General features: G+C 70.4%; 18 protein-coding genes and 1 tRNA gene. 14 read left to right on the top strand and 5 right to left on the bottom strand.

Features of this window, described 5'->3' with window-relative positions; genetic code table 11:
- Positions 1-45 precede the first annotated feature (45 nt).
- The 7 genes from GE300_RS18510 (at position 46) to GE300_RS18540 (ending at position 7,584) form a co-directional block, all read left to right on the top strand.
- Positions 46-1,566 (top strand): sugar ABC transporter ATP-binding protein, encoded by a 1,521-nt coding sequence (locus GE300_RS18510; RefSeq protein ID WP_233417175.1) that lies wholly within the window; start codon positions 46-48, stop codon positions 1,564-1,566.
- The gene (locus GE300_RS18515) at positions 1,563-2,555 is read left to right on the top strand and encodes an ABC transporter permease (protein WP_154448840.1); all 993 of its coding nucleotides are present in this window, start codon (positions 1,563-1,565) and stop codon (positions 2,553-2,555) included. The genes GE300_RS18510 and GE300_RS18515 overlap by 4 nt, the downstream gene beginning before the upstream one ends.
- Positions 2,556-2,562: 7 nt before the next feature.
- Entirely contained in the window at positions 2,563-3,561 is a 999-nt protein-coding gene (locus tag GE300_RS18520; RefSeq protein WP_154448842.1) for an ABC transporter permease, read from the top strand.
- Positions 3,562-3,692: 131 nt separating this feature from the next.
- Positions 3,693-4,724 (top strand): zinc-dependent alcohol dehydrogenase, encoded by a 1,032-nt coding sequence (locus GE300_RS18525; protein WP_154448844.1) that lies wholly within the window; start codon positions 3,693-3,695, stop codon positions 4,722-4,724.
- On the top strand, positions 4,724-5,494 hold the full coding sequence (locus GE300_RS18530) for an SDR family oxidoreductase (RefSeq protein ID WP_154448846.1): 771 nt from the start codon (positions 4,724-4,726) through the stop codon (positions 5,492-5,494). The genes GE300_RS18525 and GE300_RS18530 overlap by 1 nt, the downstream gene beginning before the upstream one ends.
- A 98-nt stretch (positions 5,495-5,592) precedes the next feature.
- Positions 5,593-6,879 carry a cytochrome P450 gene (locus GE300_RS23755; RefSeq protein ID WP_325063318.1) on the top strand — a complete coding sequence of 429 codons (1,287 nt, stop codon included), beginning with the start codon at positions 5,593-5,595 and terminating at the stop codon, positions 6,877-6,879.
- 120 nt (positions 6,880-6,999) lie between these two features.
- Complete coding sequence (locus tag GE300_RS18540) at positions 7,000-7,584, top strand: HPF/RaiA family ribosome-associated protein (RefSeq protein WP_154448848.1); 585 nt, start codon at positions 7,000-7,002, stop codon at positions 7,582-7,584.
- Positions 7,585-7,620: 36 nt separating this feature from the next.
- Here GE300_RS18540 and GE300_RS18545 read toward each other — a convergent pair whose 3' ends face one another.
- The 3 genes from GE300_RS18545 to GE300_RS18555 all read right to left on the bottom strand — a co-directional run bounded on the left by GE300_RS18545 (position 7,621) and on the right by GE300_RS18555 (position 9,612).
- Positions 7,621-8,328 carry a Crp/Fnr family transcriptional regulator gene (locus tag GE300_RS18545; protein WP_233417176.1) on the bottom strand — a complete coding sequence of 236 codons (708 nt, stop codon included), beginning with the start codon at positions 8,326-8,328 and terminating at the stop codon, positions 7,621-7,623.
- Positions 8,329-8,560: 232 nt separating this feature from the next.
- Positions 8,561-9,316, bottom strand: a complete 756-nt coding sequence (locus GE300_RS18550) for a response regulator (protein WP_154448850.1) — start codon at positions 9,314-9,316, stop codon at positions 8,561-8,563.
- Between the two features lie 209 nt (positions 9,317-9,525).
- A tRNA-Leu gene (locus GE300_RS18555) sits at positions 9,526-9,612 on the bottom strand.
- A gap of 402 nt (positions 9,613-10,014) precedes the next feature.
- Between GE300_RS18555 and GE300_RS18560 the strand changes: the two genes are divergently transcribed.
- Complete coding sequence (locus tag GE300_RS18560; RefSeq protein ID WP_154448852.1) at positions 10,015-11,004, top strand: complex I NDUFA9 subunit family protein; 990 nt, start codon at positions 10,015-10,017, stop codon at positions 11,002-11,004.
- Positions 11,005-11,123: 119 nt separating this feature from the next.
- On the opposite strand, the gene GE300_RS18565 is transcribed toward GE300_RS18560, so the two are convergent.
- Both GE300_RS18565 and GE300_RS18570 read right to left on the bottom strand, forming a co-directional pair.
- Complete coding sequence (locus GE300_RS18565; protein ID WP_154448854.1) at positions 11,124-11,927, bottom strand: undecaprenyl-diphosphate phosphatase; 804 nt, start codon at positions 11,925-11,927, stop codon at positions 11,124-11,126.
- A gap of 75 nt (positions 11,928-12,002) precedes the next feature.
- Complete coding sequence (locus GE300_RS18570) at positions 12,003-12,146, bottom strand: hypothetical protein (protein WP_154448856.1); 144 nt, start codon at positions 12,144-12,146, stop codon at positions 12,003-12,005.
- Positions 12,147-12,170: 24 nt separating this feature from the next.
- On the opposite strand from GE300_RS18570, the gene GE300_RS18575 reads away from it, so the two are divergent.
- The 6 genes from GE300_RS18575 (at position 12,171) to queG (ending at position 21,639) form a co-directional block, all read left to right on the top strand.
- The gene (locus GE300_RS18575) at positions 12,171-13,610 is read left to right on the top strand and encodes an NAD(P)-dependent oxidoreductase (protein ID WP_154448858.1); all 1,440 of its coding nucleotides are present in this window, start codon (positions 12,171-12,173) and stop codon (positions 13,608-13,610) included.
- A 221-nt stretch (positions 13,611-13,831) separates the two neighbouring features.
- Positions 13,832-14,473 (top strand): hypothetical protein, encoded by a 642-nt coding sequence (locus tag GE300_RS18580; RefSeq protein ID WP_154448860.1) that lies wholly within the window; start codon positions 13,832-13,834, stop codon positions 14,471-14,473.
- A gap of 103 nt (positions 14,474-14,576) precedes the next feature.
- Entirely contained in the window at positions 14,577-19,112 is a 4,536-nt protein-coding gene (gltB, locus tag GE300_RS18585) for a glutamate synthase large subunit (RefSeq protein ID WP_154448862.1), read from the top strand.
- Positions 19,113-19,118: 6 nt separating this feature from the next.
- On the top strand, positions 19,119-19,850 hold the full coding sequence (gene mtgA / locus GE300_RS18590; protein WP_325063319.1) for a monofunctional biosynthetic peptidoglycan transglycosylase: 732 nt from the start codon (positions 19,119-19,121) through the stop codon (positions 19,848-19,850).
- Between the two features lie 84 nt (positions 19,851-19,934).
- Positions 19,935-20,600: an FtsZ-binding protein FzlA gene (fzlA, locus tag GE300_RS18595; RefSeq protein ID WP_154448864.1), complete on the top strand. Its 666-nt coding sequence runs from the start codon at positions 19,935-19,937 to the stop codon at positions 20,598-20,600.
- 4 nt (positions 20,601-20,604) lie between these two features.
- Positions 20,605-21,639, top strand: a complete 1,035-nt coding sequence (queG, locus tag GE300_RS18600) for a tRNA epoxyqueuosine(34) reductase QueG (RefSeq protein WP_154448866.1) — start codon at positions 20,605-20,607, stop codon at positions 21,637-21,639.
- Positions 21,640-21,740 lie beyond the last annotated feature (101 nt).

The following is a 21,740-nucleotide window of genomic DNA, read 5'->3' on the forward strand; positions in this document are numbered from 1 at the left end:
AGCCCGCGCTCTCCCGGCACCTGCACGTTTCCCGGAAAGGCCGCGATGCAACCGCTTCTGTCCATGACCGGCGTCGAGAAGGCGTTCAACGGCGCCACCGCGCTGGCCGGCGCCTCGCTCGAGATCCTGCCCGGCGAGGTGCACGCCCTGATCGGACAGAACGGCGCCGGCAAGTCGACCCTGATCAAGATCCTGACCGGGGTCTACCGCCGCGACGCCGGTCAGGTGCTGTTCCGCGGCGCGCCGGCCAGGATCGCCGGCCCGCGCGAGGCGCAGGAGGCCGGCATCGCCACGATCTACCAGGAGCTCAACCTGGTGCCGCTGCGGTCGGTGACCGAGAACATGATCATGGGCTACGAGCCCAAGCGGCTGGGCGTGTTCATCGACTGGCGCGAGGCGCACCGGCGGGCGCGCGAGATCCTGATGCGGTTCGGCATCGACATCGACGTGCGGGCGCCGCTGGGCAGCTACTCGACCGCGATCCAGCAGCTGGTCGCGATTGCCCGCGCGGTGTCGCTGGACGCCCGGCTGGTGATCATGGACGAGCCGACCTCGTCGCTCGACGCCTCCGAGATCGAGGTGCTGTTCGGCGTCGTGCGCGGGCTGCGCGCGGCGGGCGTGTCGGTGCTGTACGTCTCGCACTTCCTCGACGAGCTGTTCGCGATCTGCGACCGCGTGACCACCATGCGCGACGGCCGCACGGTCGATTGCCGGCCTATCGCCGGCGCCACCAAGCTGGACCTGATCGGCGCGATGCTGGGCCGCGACACCGCCGAGATCGCCGCAGACGGGATGACCGAGTTCGGCGGCGGCGCCGCCCGGCAAGGAGAGATCCTGCTGCGCGCCGAGGGCGTGGCGACCGGACCGCGCCTGTCGCGGCTGGATCTGACCCTGCACCGCGGCGAGATCGTCGGCCTCGGCGGGCTGCTCGGCTCGGGCCGCACCGAGGCTGCCCGGGCGCTGTTCGGCGAGGATCCGGTGACCGCGGGCGCGATCCGGCTGAAGGACGCGCCATCGGCGCCGGCGACACCGGCGCAGGCGATCGCGCGCGGCATCGGGTTCCTGAGCGAGGACCGCAAGGCCGAAGGCATCGTGCCCGGCATGTCGGTGCGCGAGAACCTGACGCTGGCGCTGCTGCCCCGGCTAGCGCGGAACGGGCAGGTCGACCGCGCCCGCGAACGCGCGCTGGTGCAGCGGTTCATCGACGCGCTCGGGATCAAGACCGCCGACATGGAGCAGCCGATCCGCGAGCTGTCGGGCGGCAACCAGCAGAAGGTGCTGCTGGCGCGCTGGCTGGCGATCGAGCCCGAGGTCCTGATCCTCGACGAGCCGACCCGCGGCGTCGACGTCGGCGCCAAGCGCGAGATCCAGGCGATCATCCGCGATTTCGTCGGCCAGGGTCACGGCGTGGTGCTGATCAGCTCGGAATTCGAGGAACTGGTCGAAGGCGCGGACCGGATCGTCGTGCTGAACGAGGGCCGCACCGTGACCGAACTTGCCAACCCGGGCATCACCGAAGACAGGCTTGTCCGCGCCTTGGCGCACGACCGCCGGGTGACGGCATGATGGTGCAGGACCTGCCCGCCGCCCGCCCGCCGCGCCGGGCGCAGTGGCGAAAGCTGGCGCGCGGCAACGGCGGCGTCGCGGCGCTGATCGCGCTGCTGGTGTTCAACGCGCTGGTCACGCCGAACTTCCTGCAGCTGCAGACCCTGTTCGTGAACATCTCCCAGGTCGCCACCATCGCCATCGTGGCGATGGGCATGACGCTGGTGATCGCGACCGGCGGCATCGATCTGTCGGTGGGCGCGGTGATGGCGCTGGCCGGCGCGCTGGCGCCGCTGATCTTCCAGTCGGCGCTGGGCACCGCCTATCCGGGGCTGGGGGTGGCGGCGGCGATCGTGCTGCCGCTGCTGGCGGCGGTCGCCTGCGGGCTGTTCAACGGCGTGATGGTGGCGGTGCTGCGGGTGCAGCCGATCATCGCCACGCTGATCCTGTTCATCTCGGGGCGCGGCATCGCGCAGGTGCTGACCAACGGCAACCTGCAGACCTTCAAGAATCCCGCCTTCAGCTATCTGGGCACCGGCAAGATCCTCGGGCTGCCGTTCCAGGGTTGGCTGGCGCTGGCGATCGCCGTGGCGCTGTTCTGGGTCGTCACCCGGACCCTGTTCGGGCGCTATGTGCTGGCGATCGGCGGCAACGAACGCGCGGCGCACCTGGCAGGCGGGCCGGTGCGGCGCGTCAAGATCGGCGTCTATGTGATCTGCGCCGCGCTCGCCGGGCTGGCGGGGCTGATCGTGGTGGCGATCAACTCGGCCTCGGACGCGGCGCGCAACGGCAACCTGATGGAGCTGGACGCCATCGCCGCGGCGGTGGTCGGCGGCGCGCTGCTGCAGGGCGGGCGGGCGCCGGTCTTCGGCGCCATCCTCGGCGCGCTGATCATCCAGCTGGTGAAGTACACCCTGCTGGCCAACGGCGTCGAGGACGAGGTCGCGCTGATCGCCAAGGCCGCCATCATCCTCGCCGCCGTCTATGTGCAGCAGACCCGGAAGGAGTGAGCGCGCCATGAACGCCGATGCCCTCGATCTGCGCAGATACGTCGCGCACAGCCCGCAATCGGCCGCGGTGTGGCTGGCGCTGGCCGCGCTGGTCGGCTTCGGGCTGCTGCGCTACGAGAATTTCGGCAGCGCCTACAACCTGACCTCGTTCCTGAACTACAACTCCATGTTCATCGTCATCTCGGTGGGCATGTGCTTCGTGATCCTGACCGGCGGCATCGACCTGTCGGTCGGCTCGGTCGCCGCCTTCACCTCGGTGGTTGCCGCCTACCTGTCGCCCTACGGGATCCAGGTCGCGCTGCCCGGCGCGGTGCTGACCGGGGTCGGCTTCGGGGCGCTGAACGCGTTCAGCATCATCGTGCTGCGGATCCCGCCGTTCATCGCCACGCTGGCGGCGATGCTGGCGGCGAAGGGCGGCGCGCTGGTGATCTCGGGGGCGCAGACGATCTCGGTGGACTGGACGTCGAATTTCACCCGCATGGGGATGGAGTCGGCGTGGAACCTGCTGCCGTGGTCCATCGTCATCGTCGCCGCCGTGGTGCTGGTGCTGTGGATCGTGATCGAGCGGACTTCGCTCGGGCGGACGGTGCTGGCGATCGGCGGCAGCGAGGACGCCTCGGTGCTGATGGGCCTCAAGGTCGCGCGGGCCAAGGCGTTCGTCTACATGCTGTCGGGCGGCTGCGCCGGCATCGCTGGGGTGATCCTGGCGTCGGGATTCGGCGCCGGGCAGCCGCTGGAAGGCATCGGCTGGGAGCTTTCGGCCATCGCCTCGGTGGTGGTCGGCGGCACGCTGCTGACCGGCGGGCTCGGCTCGGTGCCGGCGACGGTCGCCGGGGCGCTGCTGCTCGGCCTGGTGTTCAACATCCTCAATTTCGAGAACGGCCGCGGCACGATCAGCATCAGCGCCTACTGGCAGATGGTGATCCGCGGCGGCTTCCTGTTCGCCGTGATCCTGTTCCAGGCCCGGGTGACGGCGCGGCGCCCGGGAGCGGGCCGGCCGGGGTGAGCCGGGCCGAACCGGGTCGAGCCGGGTTGAGCCGGCGCCGGCGATGCGGCACATCCTCCGGTATGCCGCCACGAACTTCGCCGCCCCCCGGCCGGACCGGGCCGCGGCGCATCCGCCAGAGGACCGAACCGATGACCACACAAGCTGCCGTCTACCGCGGCGACCGCACCTTCACCCTCGAATCCGTGCAGGTTCCGCCCCCCGGCCGCGGCGAGGTGCAGATCGACGTCGCCTACTGCGGGATCTGCGGTACCGACCTGCACGTCTACCTCGGCCACATGGACGCGCGCGTCGGCCCCGCCCGCACCATAGGCCACGAGATGTCGGGCGTGATCGCGGCGCTGGGCGACGGGGTCGAGGGGCTGCGGCCGGGCCAGCACGTCGTCGTGCGGCCGCTGGACCACTGCGGCGACTGCCCCGCCTGCCGCGCCGGCCACCAGCACGTCTGCCACAACCTGAAGTTCCTCGGCATCGACAGCGACGGCGCGTTCCAGCAGAAGTGGACCGTCCCGGCGCACACCGTCCACCCGGTTCCCGACGGGCTGGACCTGAAGCACGCCGCGCTGATCGAGCCGCTGGCGGTGGCCTGCCACGATGTCGCCCGCGGCCGGGTTGCGCCCGGCGAGGACGTGCTGGTGATCGGCGGCGGGCCGATCGGGATGCTGGTGGCGATGGTCGCGCGCGAGGCGGGCGCGCGCGTCACCGTCTGCGAGATCAACGCCCACCGGCTGGCGTTCGCCCGTCGCGCCGGCTTCGACGTGCTCGACCCGCGCGACGGCGACGCCGCCGCCGCGGTCCGCGCGGCCACCGGCGGCAAGGGCGCGGACGTGGTGTTCGAGGTGTCGGGCACCCAGCCCGGCGTCGATCTGATGACCGCCGCCGCCGCCACCCGCGGACGGATCGTGATGGTCGCGATCCATGCCAGCAAGCCGCAGGTCGACCTGTTCCAGTTCTTCTGGCGCGAGCTCGACCTGCTCGGCGCCCGCGTCTACCGCCCCGAGGATTACGACGCGGCGATGCGCCTGCTGGCCGCGGGGGTGGTCGATTGCGACGCCTTCATCACCGACATCCGCGGGCTGGAGGAGATCCAGGCCGCGTTCCAGGCGCTGACCGAAAGCCCGGACACGATGAAGGCGATGATCCGCATCGCGGAGGACGCGTGATGGCCGGACGTGACATGTTCGATCTTTCGGGACGCACCGCGCTGGTCACCGGCGCCAGGCGCGGCCTCGGCCGCGCCATGGCCGAGGCGCTGGCCGGAGCCGGCGCCGACATCGTCGGCGTCAGCGCCACGCTCGACCCTGCCGGCTCGGCGGTCGGCGACGCCGTCGCCGCGCTGGGCCGGCGCTTCACCGGCCATGCCTGCGACTTCTCGCGCCGCGAGGCGGTCCGCGCCTTCGCCGCGCAGGTGCTGCGCGACCACCCGCGGATCGACATCCTGGTCAACAACGCCGGCACCATCCGCCGCGCGCCCGCGGCGGACCATGCCGACGAGCTGTGGGACGAGGTGATCGAGGTGAACCTGAGCGCCCAGTTCGTGCTGACGCGCGAGATCGGCCGCACCATGGTCGACCGCGGCGCCGGCAAGATCATCTTCACCGCCTCGCTGCTGACCTTCCAGGGCGGCATCACCGTGCCCGGATATGCCGCCTCCAAGGGCGGGATCGGCCAGCTGGCCAAGGCGTTCGCCAACGAATGGGCGGGGAAGGGCGTCAACGTCAACGCCATCGCCCCCGGCTATGTCGACACCGACAACACCGAGGCGCTGCGCGGCGATCCCGAGCGGTCGAAGGCGATCCTCGCGCGGATCCCGGCGGGACGCTGGGGCCGCGCCGAGGATTTCGGCGGGCCGGTGGTGTTCCTGGCGTCGCCGGCGGCGGATTATGTCCACGGCACGATCCTGACCGTCGACGGCGGCTGGATGGGCAGGTAGCGGCCGCCGCCGGCTTCGGGTCCGCGGGTCGGGAACCGTTGGCGCGCGCGGCTGTTCCCTCTCCGACGCCATTCGAGCCGGACGAGGAGGCCCACGCCGTGACCCGCGCCGAGACCCGTGCCGAGACCCGTGCCGAACCGATCCCCGCGCTGCCGGGGATCGACAGCACCGCCGCCTTCCTGCGCGAAGGCTACGGCTTTGTCTCGGGCCGCTGCCGCCGGCTGGGCTCCGACCGGTTCCGCACCCGGATGATGCTGCGCCCGGTGACCTGCCTGTGCGGCGCCGAGGCGGCGCGCGAGTTCTACCGCCCCGGCCGGATGACCCGGCGCGGCGCGATGCCGGCGACGGTGGTGGCGCTGCTGCAGGACAAGGGCAGCGTGCAGGCGTTGGACGGCGCCGCGCACCGCGTGCGCAAGGCGATGTTCCTGGATCTGATGACCGCCCGCCGGCTGGACGCGGCGCGCCGCATCTTCGCCGGGGAATGGACCGCCGCCGCCGACGGCTGGCAGGGCCGCACCGTCGCGCTGCGCGACGCGGTGGACGACATCATGACCCGCACCGCGTTGCGCTGGTGCGGCATCGCCGCCCCGGACCGGGAGGTGGCGGCGCGGCGCGCCGAACTGTCGGCGATGGTCGGCGCCGCGGGCAGCATCGGCCCGGCGCACCTGCGGGCGCGCCTGCTGCGCGAACGCTCGGAACGCTGGGCGCGGGGCGTCATCCGCCACGCGCGGCAGGCCGGCGCGGTGGGCGCGACGGCGGACGCCGGTGTCGTCGCCCGGCTCGCCCTGCACGTCGACGCCGATGGCAGCCGGATGACCGAGGCGGCGGCGGCGGTCGAGCTGTTGAACATCCTGCGCCCGATCCTGGCGGCCGGCCGCTATGTCGTGTTCGCGGCCCACGCGCTGCATGTCCACCGCGAGACGATCCCCTTCGCCGCGCCGGACGCGGAGGCGATGCACCGCGCCTTCGCGCAGGAGGTGCGCAGGCTCTACCCGTTCTTCCCGGTCATCGGCGGCCGCGTGCTGCAGCCGTTCGACTGGCGCGGGGCGCATTTCGACGCCGGCGACTGGCTGCTGCTGGATCTATACGGCACCAACCGCGATCCGGCGACCTGGCCCGCGCCCGAGACTTTCCGGCCCGAACGGCACCTCGGCGCGGACGCCGCCCCCGAGGCGCTGGTGCCGCAGGGCGGTGGCGATCCCGTCGACGGTCACCGCTGCCCCGGCGAGGATCTGACCGTCGCGCTGACGACCGAGGCGATCGCCCGCCTGCGCACGATGACATGGCAGGTGCCGGAACAGGATCTGAGCCTGCCCCGCAACCGTTTTCCGCCGTGGCCGCGCGACGGGATGCGGATCTCGGTCGCCGCCGCGGGCGGGGCTTGACGGCGTCCCGGCCCCGGCTGACCGCCGGGCGGCCGGCGAAGACGGGCTTTCCCCGCCGCGGACGGGAACAGCGCACCGCACCAGATCGTTTCCCCCTACCAGGAAAGGGAGAGCAGCCGCATGGACCAGCCACTGGAAATAGCCTTCCACAACATGGACAGCTCCGCCTCGCTGGAAGCGCGGATCCGCGAGCGGGTCGACCGGATGCACCGGTACTTCAAGCACATCAACTCGTGCCACGTGGTGGTCGAGCTTGATCACAAGAGCCAGGGCGCGCCGAAGAACTACCATGTCCGGATCGAGACCCGGGTGCCCGGCAAGGAGCTGGTGGTCAGCCAGGACCCGGGCAAGGGCGACCATTTCGACCCGCTTCAGACGGTGAACAACGCGTTCGACGCCATGGACCGGCAGCTGGAGCAGTTCTCGCAGACCGTGCGCGGCGACGTGAAGACGCACGAGGGCCCGCCGACCGGACGCGTTCGCCAGCTGTTCTCGGAGTACGGCTTCGTCGCGACCACGGACGGGCGCGACATCTGGTTCCACCGCAACGCGGTGGCGAACGACGGCTTCGACGACCTGCAGGAGGGGCAGCCGGTCGAGCTGACGATCTCGCAGGAGGGCAACGAGGGCATGGGGCCGCAGGCCAGCTCGGTCCGGCCGACCTCGAAGATGCGCCTCGACGGCGAGGCGTGGACCGATACCTGACGGTCCGCGGCGCAGCGGCCGCGTCCGGACCAGGGTCTAGCCGTAGAACCGCGAATACTCGGCCTCGGGCACGCCATAGATCTGCTCCGCTTCCGCCTCCAGGCCTTCGCGGTCGAGGATCTGGATGCGCCCGCGGGTGGCGCGGATCATGCCCTTGCCCTCGAGGATGTGGATGCCGATCGTCACCCCGGCGCGGCGCACCCCCAGCATGATCGACAGGAACTCGTGGGTCTGCGCCAGACTGTTGCCGTCGATGCGGTCGTGGCACATCAGGATCCAGCGCGCCAGCCGGTCCTCGAGCTTCGCATGCACGTTGGACAGCGCGGTGTGCGCGGTCTGGATCATCAGCGCCTGGACATACCTGGTCAGGTGACGCCGCAGCGCCGGGTTCTGCTCCATCAGGTCATTGAGGCGGTCCACCGGGATCGACTGGCCGTGCCCCGGAACCTGCATCAGCGTGTCGTTGGGGCTGCGGTCCGCACCGATCAGGACCGAGGTGCCGGACATGCCGTCGCGGCCGAACAGACCCGACTCGACCCGCCGCCCGTTGGTGCCGAGCGCGATGATCGAGCCGATGCCGGACACCGGGAAATACACGGACTCGATCGACCGGTTGGCAGACTCCAGAACCATCCCCTTGTCCAGCGTGACCGGCGTCAGGGCCGATTCGATCAGCGCCCGGTCGCGGTCCGGCAGGGTGGAGATCAGATTGTTCCGACCGGACGGAAAAGCATGGGGTTTCAACGGCTCGTACTCTCGCTTGGGGCAAGAGCACGACGTTCGGCTGTCTCTCAACCGGTCACGCCCTGACAGTTTGTGACCCGCCGGAAAACGATTAGCAGAAAGTCAAAAAAAAGTCAATGTATACAAATATTTGCAGCCCGTCGCACGCTCGGATGGAAGTTGCGGCCGTGACCGGCGCACCCCTGGCGCCGGTCACGGCTTCCACCCGCAGGTGGCGCCGGAACGCGGCCGGTCAGCCCCGCGGCGGCCGGCCGGTCCCGACGATGCGGCGGGCCGGGCCGCACGGCGCCGCATGGATGTTCGCGCCGGACCGGCCCGGCGGGACGGGACCCTGCGCCAGGAATTTCACGAATCCGTTGATGCACTCGGCAACGATCTTGGTGTTCTGCGGCTTCGACAGGCGCGGAACGTCGCGGAATTCCGACAGGATCTCGGCGTCGTCGAAACTGGTCCAGAAGACGAACGGAATGCCAAGCGCGACCAGCCGCCTGGCGGCCGGATAGCTCAGCTCGTCCTGAAGCTGGACGTTCAGGACCGCCAGGTCGGGCGCCGTGCCGGCGATCCGGTTCATGGCCGCCGACAGCGAGTGCACGACCTCCACCCGCGCCGCCCCGTGCTGCGCGATCTCGCAGGCCAGATCGTTGGCGACGACGATGTCCTTCTCGGCCAGCAGGATCCTCGTCCGGTCCTGACGCCCCGGATCGATCCGCCGGGCCGCGAACTGCACCGGCCGCGGCCGGATCTCGGCGGGCCTTGGCGGGCACCGCGCGCCCTCGCGGCGGGTCAGGCCCTGCCTGATCGCATTCAGCGGAAAGCCGGACAGCCGACTCATCTCGTGCGGCGTGAGACCGAGATCGAGGAAAACCGTCAGGCAGTCCTGCAGGAATTTCTCGTTGGCCGGGCCGTTCCGCGACGGTTCCAGCGCGTGCCGGACCGAAATCGCGTCGGACTCCGAGCGTGCAGCAAACTTGCTGTCAAATCTCATCATCTTGAAGCATCCCCCAATGGACGACTCAATTCATAGCAAATCATCTCCCGCGGGTGGACGCATGGTACGCATCCGCACCCAGTCTTCGGCAGCGCCTCGCCGTGCGCGCCGCGCGTGCACCGGCGGGATCCGGACGGGTAAGACTGTCGGGCGGCCGGAAACGAAAAAACCCCCGGAAGCCGAGGCTGCCAAGGGGTTCTGCGTGTCGGTGGTGCCCAGGAGAAGACTCGAACTTCCACGACCGTTAGGCCACTGGCACCTGAAGCCAGCGCGTCTACCAATTCCGCCACCTGGGCAGGTGCCGTCCGTGGGGTGGGGATGTATCGCCGCCGCAAACCGGTGTCAACGCCAGTTTCGCATTCCCGTGGGGGAAAATCCGCCGGTCCGGCGATGCTGTCCGCGGAAGGTTTGACGCCCCCCGACGACGCGGGCATGTTCGCCGCGAAAACAGGTCGCGAACATGTGCGGCCATCATGGTAACAAGGTTTCGACTTCCTCCTGACCGATGACCGGTGCAACATGGTCACAGGCCTTGCGGCGGGTGCTTTCGCGCATCTTTCCGCGTTGGGGGCCGTGTCCTATATGCGTCGTGACTCGGCCGCACCATGCGTGACCGGAAGGTGACGACGGATGCGGGCGGCCACGCCCCGACGCGTGGCTGAAGAAGCCGGCGAGTTTGTAGAGAGAGAGCTTCACGCATGATCCCGCAAAGTCCGATTGTCACGATATTTGGTGGTTCCGGCTTCATCGGACGCTACATCGCGCGTCGCATGGCGCGGGCAGGCTGGCGGGTGCGGGTCGCGGTGCGGCGTCCGAACGACGCGCTGTTCGTGCGCACCTTTGGCGTTGTCGGCCAGGTCGAGCCGGTGCAGGTCAACGTCCGCGACGATGCCTCGGTGGCGGCGGCGCTCAGCGGCGCGGATGCCGTGGTCTACGCCGTCGGGGTGCTGACCCCGACCGGCAAGCAGACCTTCGATTCGCTGCACGTCGACGGCGCGGCGCGGGTCGCGCGGCTGGCGGCCGAGGCCGGGATCAACCGCCTGGTCCATCTCTCGGCGATCGGCGCGGACGCGAACAGCGACAGCGCCTATGCCCGGACCAAGGCCGCCGGAGAGGCGGAGGTGCTGCGGTATCAGCCCGAAGCCATTATCCTGCGTCCGTCGGTGGTGTTCGGCGCCGAGGACAAGTTCTTCAACCGCTTCGCGGGCATGGCCCGGATCAGCCCGGCGCTGCCGGTGATCGGCCCCGAGACGCGGTTCCAGCCGGTCTATGTCGACGACGTCGCCGCGGCGGCCGAGAAGGCGCTGACCAATGGCGTGCACGCCGGCATCTACGAGCTGGGCGGCCCCGAGGTCGATACCTTCGCCGGGCTGATGGACCGGATGCTGAACGTGATCCGCCGCCGTCGGCTGGTGCTGTCGGTGCCGATGCCGCTGGCGCGGGCGATGGGCAAGAGCTTCGGCTTCCTGCACCGGATCAGCGGCGGCCTGCTGTCGGCGCCGGTGACCCACGACCAGGTGCTGCAGTTGGGCCGGGACAACGTCGTCTCGGAGGACGCGATGGGGTTCGCCGATCTCGGCATCCAGCCGACGCCGATGGCGGCCGAGCTCGAGGATTACCTGACGCCCTACATGCCCTACGGCCAGTACGCGCGGCTGACCAGCTCGGCCAAGGATCTGCGCTACTGATCCCGGCCGGCGACGGACGGCGTCGGCGGTGGTGCGATCGCACGGGAAAGAGGGCGCGCTCGCGCCCTTTTTCATGCGCAGGCCATTTCAGGAACAGGCCATTCCAGGAATAGGCGATCTCAGGAATAGGCGATGCCCAGCAGCAGCAGGCCCAGCAGCACGCGGTACACGACATAGGGCGTGAAGCTGACGCTGCGCAGCAGGCGCAGCATCAGCGCCAGCGCCGCCAGCCCGGCGCCGAACGCCAGCGCGGCGGCCAGCGCCAGTTCGGCGCCCAGCTCGACGTTTCCGGTGGCGACCAGTTTACCGACCAGCAGCACGCCCGAGGCGGCGATCGTCGGGATCGACATCAGCATCGCCAGCCGCGCACCGTCGCTGCGCTCGTAGCCCTGCGCCAGTGCGCCGGTGATCGCCGCGCCCGAGCGCGAGGTGCCCGGGATCAGCGCCAGCGCCTGCCACAGGCCCATGATCCAGGCGTCGCGCAGGGTCCAGTCCGCGGCTCGGCGGCCGCGCGCGCCGCGGCGGTCGAACCACCACAGCAGCAGCCCGAACAGGATCATCGCCCAGCCGATCACCGCCAGCGACCGCAGCGCCTCGGTCAGCCCGGTCAGCGCCAGCGCGCCGCCGGCCAGCACCACCGGCACGGTGGCGACGACCAGGCGTATCGCCAGCTGCGCCTCGGGGCGGTCGCGCTCGCCGCGCAGCAACTGCAGCACGCCGGCAAGGGCGCTGCCGACCTCGGCCCGGAAATACAGGGTCGCGGCCGCCAGCGTGCCCACGTGCACCGCGATGTCGAGGCTCAGATCGTCCGGCGTCTGCCCGACCCACTGGTGCCACAGCTCCAGGTGCGCCGAGGACGATACCGGCAGGAACTCGGTGATTCCCTGGATCAGGGCGAGCATGAGCAGTGAAAGCAGGGGCATCGCCATGACCTGTCGAACCGGGGCGGATTTCGTGGTAGCAAACCTGGGTCCGGGGGGCAATGCGGGCCGAATAGGTCACATATGTTTACGAATTTTCCGGCGCCGCAGCCGAATTTCTGCCGCCCGGACGCGAAAATGGGCGAAAAGGTCAGCATAGCTGACTTTATTAGCCGCGCGGAAAGATGTATCCAGCGGCTCCGGCGCATTGTGGTCGGCCATTCGGAATCCGGAAGGGAGGCGGACATGCCGCAGAGCGACATGCTGAAATTCGTGACCGTCGGGCGCGCGATGCCCGAGAAGCGGACCGCCGACGACCGGCGCGACGATTTCGGCGAGATCTACCGCGAATACGCCGCCGAAAAGGCCGCCGAGCAGTCCTCGCGCTGCTCGCAGTGCGGCGTGCCCTACTGCCAGACGCACTGCCCGCTGCACAACAACATCCCCGACTGGCTGCGCCTGACCGCCGAGGGCCGGCTGGAAGAGGCCTACGAGATCAGCCAGGCCACCAACACCTTCCCCGAGATCTGCGGCCGCATCTGCCCCCAGGACCGCCTGTGCGAGGGCAACTGCGTGATCGAGCAGTCCGGCCACGGCACCGTCACCATCGGCGCGGTCGAGAAATACATCACCGACACCGCGTGGGAGAACGGCTGGGTCAAGCCGGTCGTCCCGGCGCGGGAACGCCCGGAAAGCGTCGGCGTGATCGGCGCCGGACCCGGCGGGCTGGCGGCGGCGGACATGCTGCGCCGCGCCGGCTGCAAGGTCACCGTCTACGACCGCCACGACCGGGCCGGCGGCCTGCTGACCTACGGCATCCCCGGCTTCAAGCTGGAGAAGGACGTGGTCATGCGCCGCAACGACCAGCTGGTCGACGGCGGCGTCGAGCTGCGGCTGAACTGCAACGTCGGCGAGGACATCACTTTCCAGCAGATCCGCGAGACGCACGACGCCGTGCTGATCGCCACCGGCGTCTACAAGTCCCGCGACCTGGGCGGGCCCGGCGCGGGGCTGTCCGGCATCGTGCGCGCGATCGACTACCTGACCGCGTCGAACCGGATCGGCTTCGGCGACAGCGTGGCCGAATACGACAGCGGCGAGCTGAACGCCGCCGGCAAGCGCGTCGTGGTGATCGGCGGCGGCGATACCGCGATGGACTGCGTGCGCACCGCGATCCGCCAGGGCGCGACCAGCGTGAAGTGCCTCTACCGCCGCGACCGGGCAAACATGCCCGGCTCGCAGCGCGAGGTCGAGAACGCCGAGGAAGAGGGCGTCGAGTTCGTCTGGCTCGCCGCGCCCAAGGGCTTCACCGGCGACGACGGCGTTGCCGGCGTGCGCGTCGCGCGGATGCGGCTGGGCGCGCCCGACGCCAGCGGCCGCCAGGTCCCCGAGGAGATCGACGGCGCCGACTACACCGAGGACGCCGAGCTGGTGATCAAGGCGCTGGGCTTCGAGCCCGAGGAGCTGCCCGCGCTGTGGAACGAGCCGGCGCTGGAGGTCACCCGCTGGGGCACGATCCGCGCCGACTTCCGCACAAAGCAGACCTCGATCCCGGGCGTCTACGCGGTCGGCGACATCGTCCGCGGCGCCTCGCTGGTGGTCTGGGCGATCCGCGACGGGCGCGACGCGGCCGAGCAGATCCTGGACCGGTTCGACGCCGCCTCGGCGGCCGTCGCGGCGGAATAGCAGCGCGCCGGACACCGGCGCTTCGAAACAGGTGGAATGCGGGATGCAAGCGGCGATGAAGCGGCTGCCGAACACGACGGACGGTGCTGGGGACGGCGCAGACATGCGCCGGGCCCGCGCCGGGCGCGTATCGGCGTGCATCCGCCGCCTGCACGTCGGCGGATGCATCTTTTTCCGCGCGTCGCGCGTTGGGACGGGAACGCAACCCGAACCCGGACGCCATGACCCGACTGACCCGCATATCGCCCGCCGCGCCCCTGGCGCTTCTTGCCACGCTGCTGCTGTCGGTGCCTGCGCCGGCGTCGGCACAGGCGCAGGATCCCGAAGGCTGCGGCCAGGTCAGCCCGCGGCTGCTGCAGCAGCGGCTCAGCCGCAGCGCCGGGCAGGGGCAGTGTCTGGCCTCCGAGATCGCCGCGCGCCTGCAACTGTCGGCAGAGCGGGTGTGCTATCAGACCGGTCTTCCCGAGACGCAGCGGGTCGAGGCGCGGCCGGCGCCGCGCACCCGCACGATCCGCGTGCGCCGCGGCACCGAGGTGCAGGAGGTCAAGCTGGTCTCGAAGCAGCCGCTGGAGGACATCGTCGACATCCGCGACTCGCTGGACACGGTGTTCCTCGACGTCGACGCGACTCTGTGCATGTCGCCCGACCAGGTGCGCGTGACCTCGGGCAACTGGGAGATCCGCGGCTACGACGCCGGCACCTCGTTCTCGGCCAGCGGCTACTTCCCGACCTCGCGCCTGGGCGTGCGCTACCTGCCGCAATCCGACGGGCTGGCGATCGATTTCGACTTGCCGGCCGTGCAGCTGGAACAGGATCCCGAACCGCGCCGCATCGCCGGTTCGGTCGCCATGCCGCTTCGCTGAATTCCCGCACCGGCAACCGCCGGCGCGCCATCCTGCAATCGACCGCCGTCCGCACCCCGCGTGCGGGCGGCGTCGTCCTGTGCGCTACAGAAAGGCCAGCCCCATGACTCGATTCGATGACCGTTGGGCCCAGCAGCACGCCGACGCCCGTGCCCGCCTCGCCGCCACCGGCATGTACAGCGAAGAGGACGAGAAGGCCGCCTGCGGCGTCGGCCTGGTCGTCGCCGTCGACGGTCAGCGCCGCCGCGATGTGGTGACGTCGGGCATCGCCGCGCTGAAGGCGGTGTGGCACCGCGGCGCGGTCGACGCCGACGGCAAGACCGGCGACGGCGCCGGCATCCACGTGCAGATCCCGGTGCCGTTCTTCCACGACCAGGTCCGCAGCACCGGTCACGAGCCGGGCGACGAGCTGCTGGCCGTCGGCCAGGTGTTCCTGCCGCGCACCGACTTCGGCGCGCAGGAGCGCTGCCGCACCATCGTCGAGACCGAGGTGCTGCGCATGGGCTACGGCATCTACGGCTGGCGCCATGTGCCGGTGAACACCTCGGCGCTGGGCGAGAAGGCCAACGCCACCCGCCCCGAGATCGAGCAGATCCTGATCTCGAACACCAAGGGCGCGGACGAGGAAACCTACGAGCGCGAGCTCTACGTGATCCGCCGCCGGATCGAGAAGGCCGCCGCCGCGGCGCAGGTCGGCCAGCTCTACATCTGTTCGCTGTCGTGCCGGTCGATCATCTACAAGGGGATGATGCTGGCCCAGGACGTGGCCGAGTTCTACCCGGATCTGCAGGACGCGCGGTTCGAGAGCGCCTTCGCGATCTACCACCAGCGCTATTCCACCAACACCTTCCCGCAGTGGTGGCTGGCGCAGCCGTTCCGGATGCTGGCCCACAACGGCGAGATCAACACCCTCAAGGGCAACGTCAACTGGATGCGCAGCCACGAGATCCGCATGGCCTCGGACGCGTTCGGCGAGTATCAGGACGACATCAAGCCGATCATCGCCAGCGGCTCGTCCGACTCGGCGGCGCTGGATTCGGTGTTCGAGGTGATGGTCCGCGCCGGGCGCTCGGCGCCGATGGCCAAGACCATGCTGGTGCCCGAGGCGTGGTCCAAGACCGCGACCAAGATGCCCGAGGCGTGGCTGGACATGTACAACTACTCCAACGCGGTGATGGAGCCGTGGGACGGCCCCGCCGCGCTGGCGATGACCGACGGCCGCTGGGTCTGCGCCGGGCTCGACCGCAACGGCCTGCGGCCGATGCGCTATGTCGTCACCGGCGACGGGCTGGTGATCGCCGGCTCCGAGGCCGGCATGGTCCCGGTCGACGAGATGAACGTGCGCGAGAAGGGCGCGCTGGGTCCGGGCCAGATGCTGGCCGTGGACATGCGCGAGCAGCGCCTGTGGCACGACGTCGAGCTGAAGGACAAGCTGGCCAACTCCAAGCCGTTCGGCGAATGGGTCGGCAAGATCACCGACCTGGACGAGACCCTGGCCGGCGCGCCCGAGCAGCCGCTGTACGAGGGCGAGACGCTCCGCCGCCGCCAGGCCGCCGCCGGCTACTCGGTCGAGGATCTGGAGACGATCCTGGCGCCGATGGCCGAGGACGCCAAGGAGGCGATCGGCTCGATGGGCGACGACACGCCGTCCGCCGTGCTGTCCGAGAAGTACCGACCCCTCAGCCACTATTTCCGGCAGAACTTCAGCCAGGTGACGAACCCGCCGATCGACAGCCTGCGCGAGCACCGGGTGATGAGCCTGAAGACCCGGTTCGGCAACCTGAAGAACGTGCTGGACGAGGACAGCAACCAGACCGAGATCCTGACGCTGGAAAGCCCGTTCGTCTCGAACGGCCAGTTCGCGGCGATGCGCAGGTATTTCGGCGACGGCGCGGTCGAGATCGACTGCACCTACGCGGTCGACGGCGGCGAGCAGGCGCTGAGCGCGGCGCTGGACGACATCCGCAACCGCGCCGAGGAAGCCGTGCGCGCCGGCGGCCAGCACATCATCATGAGCGACGAGGGGCAGGGCCCCGACCGGGCGCCGGTGCCGATGATCCTGGCCACCAGCGCGGTGCACTCCTGGCTGACCCGCAAGGGGCTGCGCACCTTCTGCTCGCTGAACATCCGCGCGTCCGAGTGCATCGATCCGCACTATTTCGCGGTGCTGATCGGCATGGGCGCGACTACCGTCAACGCCTACCTGGCGCAGGACAGCCTGGCCGACCGCATCCGCCGCGGCCTGCTGGACATGGACCTGGCCACCGCCGTCGGCCGCTACCGCGAGGCGGTGAACCAGGGCCTGCTGAAGATCATGTCGAAGATGGGGATCAGCGTGATCTCGTCCTACCGCGGCGGCATGAACTTCGAGGCGGTCGGCCTGTCGCGCGCGATGTGCGCCGAGTACTTCCCCGGCCTCGTCAGCCGCATCTCGGGCATCGGCATCAGCGGCATCAAGCGCCAGGTCGAGAAGGTGCATGCCCGCGGCTGGCGCCAGGGCGTCGACGTGCTGCCGATCGGCGGCTTCTACAAGCTGCGCCGTACCGGCGAGACCCACGCCTGGGGCGCGCAGGCGATGCACATCCTGCAATCGGCCTGCGACCGGGCCAGCTACGATCTGTGGAAGCAGTATTCCAAGCTGATGCAGTCGCAGCCGCCGATCCACCTGCGCGACCTGCTGGACTTCAAGCCGGGCGCCCGGCCGGTGCCGATCAACGAGGTCGAGAGCATCACCTCGATCCGCAAGCGGTTCGTCACCCCCGGCATGAGCCTCGGCGCGCTGTCGCCCGAGGCGCACAAGACGCTGAACATCGCCATGAACCGGATCGGCGCGAAGTCCGACTCGGGCGAGGGCGGCGAGGACCCGGCGCATTTCCATCCCGAGCCCAACGGCGACAACCCGTCGGCGAAGATCAAGCAGGTCGCCTCGGGCCGCTTCGGCGTCACCGCCGAGTACCTGAACCAGTGCGAAGAGCTTGAGATCAAGGTCGCGCAGGGCGCCAAGCCGGGCGAGGGCGGGCAGCTGCCCGGCCTGAAGGTCACCGAGCTGATCGCGCGCCTGCGCCATTCCACGCCGGGGGTGACGCTGATCAGCCCGCCGCCGCACCACGACATCTACTCGATCGAGGACCTGGCGCAGCTGATCTACGATCTCAAGCAGATCAACCCGCGCGCCAAGGTCTGCGTCAAGCTGGTCGCCCAGTCCGGCGTCGGCACCATCGCCGCGGGCGTCGCCAAGGCCAAGGCCGACGTGATCCTGATCTCGGGGCACAACGGCGGCACCGGCGCCTCGCCGCAGACCTCGATCAAGTACGCCGGCCTGCCATGGGAGATGGGCCTGTCCGAGGCGCACCAGGTGCTGGCGCTGAACAATCTGCGCGACCGGGTCACGCTGCGCACCGACGGCGGCCTGCGCACCGGGCGCGACGTCGTCATCGCGGCGATGATGGGCGCCGAGGAATACGGCATCGGCACCGCCGCGCTGATCTCCATGGGCTGCATCATGGTCCGCCAGTGCCAGTCGAACACCTGCCCGGTGGGCGTGTGCACCCAGCGCGAGGACCTGCGCGAGAAGTTCACCGGTTCCGCCGACAAGGTGGTCAACCTGATCAGCTTCTACGCCCAGGAGGTGCGCGAGGTGCTGGCCTCGATCGGCGCGCGCTCGCTCGACGAGGTGATCGGCCGCGCCGACCTGCTGGCGCAGGTGTCCCGCGGCTCGGCGCATCTGGACGATCTGGACCTGAACCCGCTGCTGGTCTCGGTCGACGGCGAGCAGGCCCGGGTCTACGACCGGCTCAAGCCGCGTCAGGCGGTGGACGACACGCTGGACGCGCAGATCGTCGACGACGCCTCGCCGTTCTTCAAGGACGGCGAGAAGATGCAGCTCAGCTACTCGGTGCAGAACACGCACCGGACCGTGGGCACCCGCGTCTCCAGCCACATCGTGCAGCGCTTCGGCATGCGTAACGCGCTGCAGCCCGACCACCTGACGGTGAAGCTGCAGGGCTCGGCCGGCCAGTCGCTGGGCGCCTTCGCCGCGCCGGGGCTGAAGATCGAGGTGTCGGGCGACGCCAACGACTATGTCGGCAAGGGCCTGTCGGGCGGCACCGTCGTGGTCAAGCCGCAGCTGGGCAGCCCGCTGGACGCGGCGCAGAACACGATCATCGGCAACACCGTGCTCTACGGCGCCACCGACGGCTACCTGTTCGCCAACGGCCGCGCCGGCGAGCGGTTCTGCGTGCGCAACTCCGGCGCCAAGGTGGTGGTCGAGGGCTGCGGCTCGAACGGGTGCGAGTACATGACCGGCGGCGTCGCGGTGATCCTGGGCTCGATCGGCGACAATTTCGGCGCCGGGATGACCGGCGGCATGGCCTATCTCTACGACCCCGAAGCCGCCGCCGAGGAGCGCCTGAACGACGACACCATCGTCGCCGGGCCGATCCGGTCTGCCCACTGGGAGGCCGAGCTGCGCTCGCTGGTCGCCGCCCACGCCGAGGAGACCGGCTCCAAGCGCGCCGCCGAGATCCTGCGCAACTGGTCCGAGGAACTGCCGAAGTTCCTGCAGATCTGCCCGAAGGAGATGGTCGGCCGGCTGGCCTACCCGCTGGCCGAGGACGAGCAGGCGATCCCGGCGCAGTAGCCGGGCGTGGGCCTGCCCAGACTGCTGTTGTTGCTGCCGCGGCGCCGGCGGACCGGCCGGCGCCGCGGTCTTTTGCGCCGGGCGCTGCGCTGGGGCGCGCTGGGCGCGGCCGGACTGCTGGCGCTGGCGGTGCTGGCGGTGCTGCTGCTGCGCTTCGTGGCGCCGCCGACCAACCTTTACCAGATCGCCGAGGCGCGCCGGCTGGGCGGCATCCAGCGGCAATGGGTGCCGCTGTCCGAACTGCCGGCGCAGGTGCCGCTGGCCGCCGCCGCGGCCGAGGATGCCGGGTTCTGCGGCCACTGGGGGTTCGAGCCGGCCGCGATCCGCGACGCCTGGGCCGGCGGCGCGCGGCGCGGCGGCTCGACGATCTCGCAGCAGACGGCGAAGAACGTGTTCCTGTGGCAGGGCCGGTCCTGGCTGCGCAAGGGGCTCGAGGCCGGCTTTACCGTGCTGATCGAGGCGCTCTGGCCGAAGCGGCGGATCATGGAGGTCTACCTCAACGTGGCCGAGTTCGACACCGGCGTGTTCGGCATCGAGGCCGCCGCCCGGCACCATTTCGGCGTGCCGGCGGCGCAGCTGTCGCCGGCGCAGGCGGCGCGGCTGATGGCGGTGCTGCCCGACCCCAAGGGGCGCTCGGCGGTGCGCCCGTCGGGCTTCACCCGGCAGCGGACGCAGTCCATCGCGGCGGGGGCGCAGACCCTCGCCGCCGACGGGCGCGGCGCCTGCCTGAGCCGCTGACCCTGGCCGGCGCGACGGGCGGCAATCCGCGCGCGACGACCGCAATCCGTTGCAAGTTCCCGCGAGACAGGGCAGAAATCGGCCATGCGCCGCTTGTATCACCAACCGCTTTCGCCGTTCTGCCGCAAGATCCGCCTGGTTCTTGCCGAGAAGAAGATCGAGGTCGAGCTGGTCGAGGAGAAGACCTGGGACCGGCGCATCGACTTCCTGCGGCTGAACCCGGCCGGCAAGGTGCCGGTGCTGCGCGTGGACGAGCTGGTGCTGGCCGAAAGCTCGGCGATCTTCGAGTACCTCGAAGAGGTCTATCCCGACCCGCCGCTGCTGCCCCGGACCGCCGCCGAACGCGCCGAGGCGCGCCGGCTCGAGGGCTGGTTCGACGACAAGTTCCACCACGAGGTGACCGCCAACCTGCTCTACGAGCGGGTCAACAGGCGGCTGGCCCGGTCCGGCTATCCCGAAAGCGCCCGCATCAAGGAGGGCGCGAAGAACATCAAGTACCACCTCGACTACATCGGCTGGCTGATGGAGGGCCGGCGCTGGCTGGCGGGCGACCAGATGTCGATCGCCGACTTCGCCGCCGCGGCGCAGCTGTCCTGCCTCGACTACATCGGCGACGTCGACTGGAACCGCTCCGAGCCGCTGAAGGAATGGTACGCCAAGGTCAAGTCGCGGCCCGCGTTCCGCTCGCTGCTGGCCGACCTGCTGCCGGGCTTCACGCCGCCGGAACACTACGCCGACCTGGACTTCTAGCGCCATGGATGCCGCCGCCCTCCGCGCCGCGCTCGAGACCCGCGCCCGCGACGAGGGCTTCGCCGCGCTCGGCATCTGCCGGCCGGACGCGATCCCGAACGCGCCGGCGCGGCTGCAGCGCTTCCTGCGCCGCGGCCGCCACGGCCAGATGGCCTGGATGGAGGCGCGGTCCGACCAGCGCGCCGACCCGCGCACGCTCTGGCCCGAGGTGCGCGCGATCATCATGCTGGCCGAGGCCTACACGCCGCCGGACGACGCGCTGGCGGGGCTGGCGCACCGCGACCGCGGCAACATCTCGGTCTATGCCCGCGGCCGCGACTACCACGACGTGGTGAAGAAGCGCCTCAAGCGCCTCGGCCGCTGGCTGGCCGAGGACAGCGGCGCACAACTCAAGGTGTTCGTCGACACCGCGCCGGTGATGGAAAAGCCGCTGGCGGCGGCGGCGGGCCTCGGCTGGCAGGGCAAGCACACCAACCTGCTGGGCCGCGCGCTGGGCAACTGGATCTTCCTCGGCGCGATCTACACCACCGCCGAGCTGCCGGTGGACCCGCCGGCGGCGGAGCGCTGCGGCTCCTGCCGCCGCTGCCTCGACGTCTGCCCGACCGACGCCTTCCCGGCGCCGTTCCAGCTCGACGCGCGGCGCTGCATCTCGTACCTGACGATCGAGCACCGCGGCCCGGTCCCCGAGGACCTGCGCGCCGCCCTTGGCAACCGCATCTACGGCTGCGACGACTGCCTGGCGGTGTGCCCGTGGAACAAGTTCGCGGTGCAGGCGCAGGCGCAGGACTACTGGGCGCGCGCGGAACTGCAGGCGCCGCGGCTGGCCGACCTCGCCGCGCTCGACGACGCCGGCTTCCTGCAGGTGTTCCGCGGCTCGCCGATCAAGCGCATCGGCCGCGACCGCATGGTGCGCAACGTGCTCTATGCGATCGGCAACTCGGGCGATCCGGCCCTCGCCCCCGCGGCCCGCGCCAACCTCGACGATCCGGACCCGGCGGTGGCCGACGCCGCGCGCTGGGCGCTCGACCGGCTGGGCTGAGGCGCCCGCCATCCGCTTTCCGCAAGGGTCTATTCCAGCTGAGTAGGTCTGAGAGCATGTTAAGGTGCTCTTATGGCTCAGAAAAACCGCTATCTGTTTCG

The sequence above is a fragment of the Halovulum marinum genome, from assembly GCF_009697225.1.
GTDB lineage: Bacteria > Pseudomonadota > Alphaproteobacteria > Rhodobacterales > Rhodobacteraceae > Halovulum > Halovulum marinum.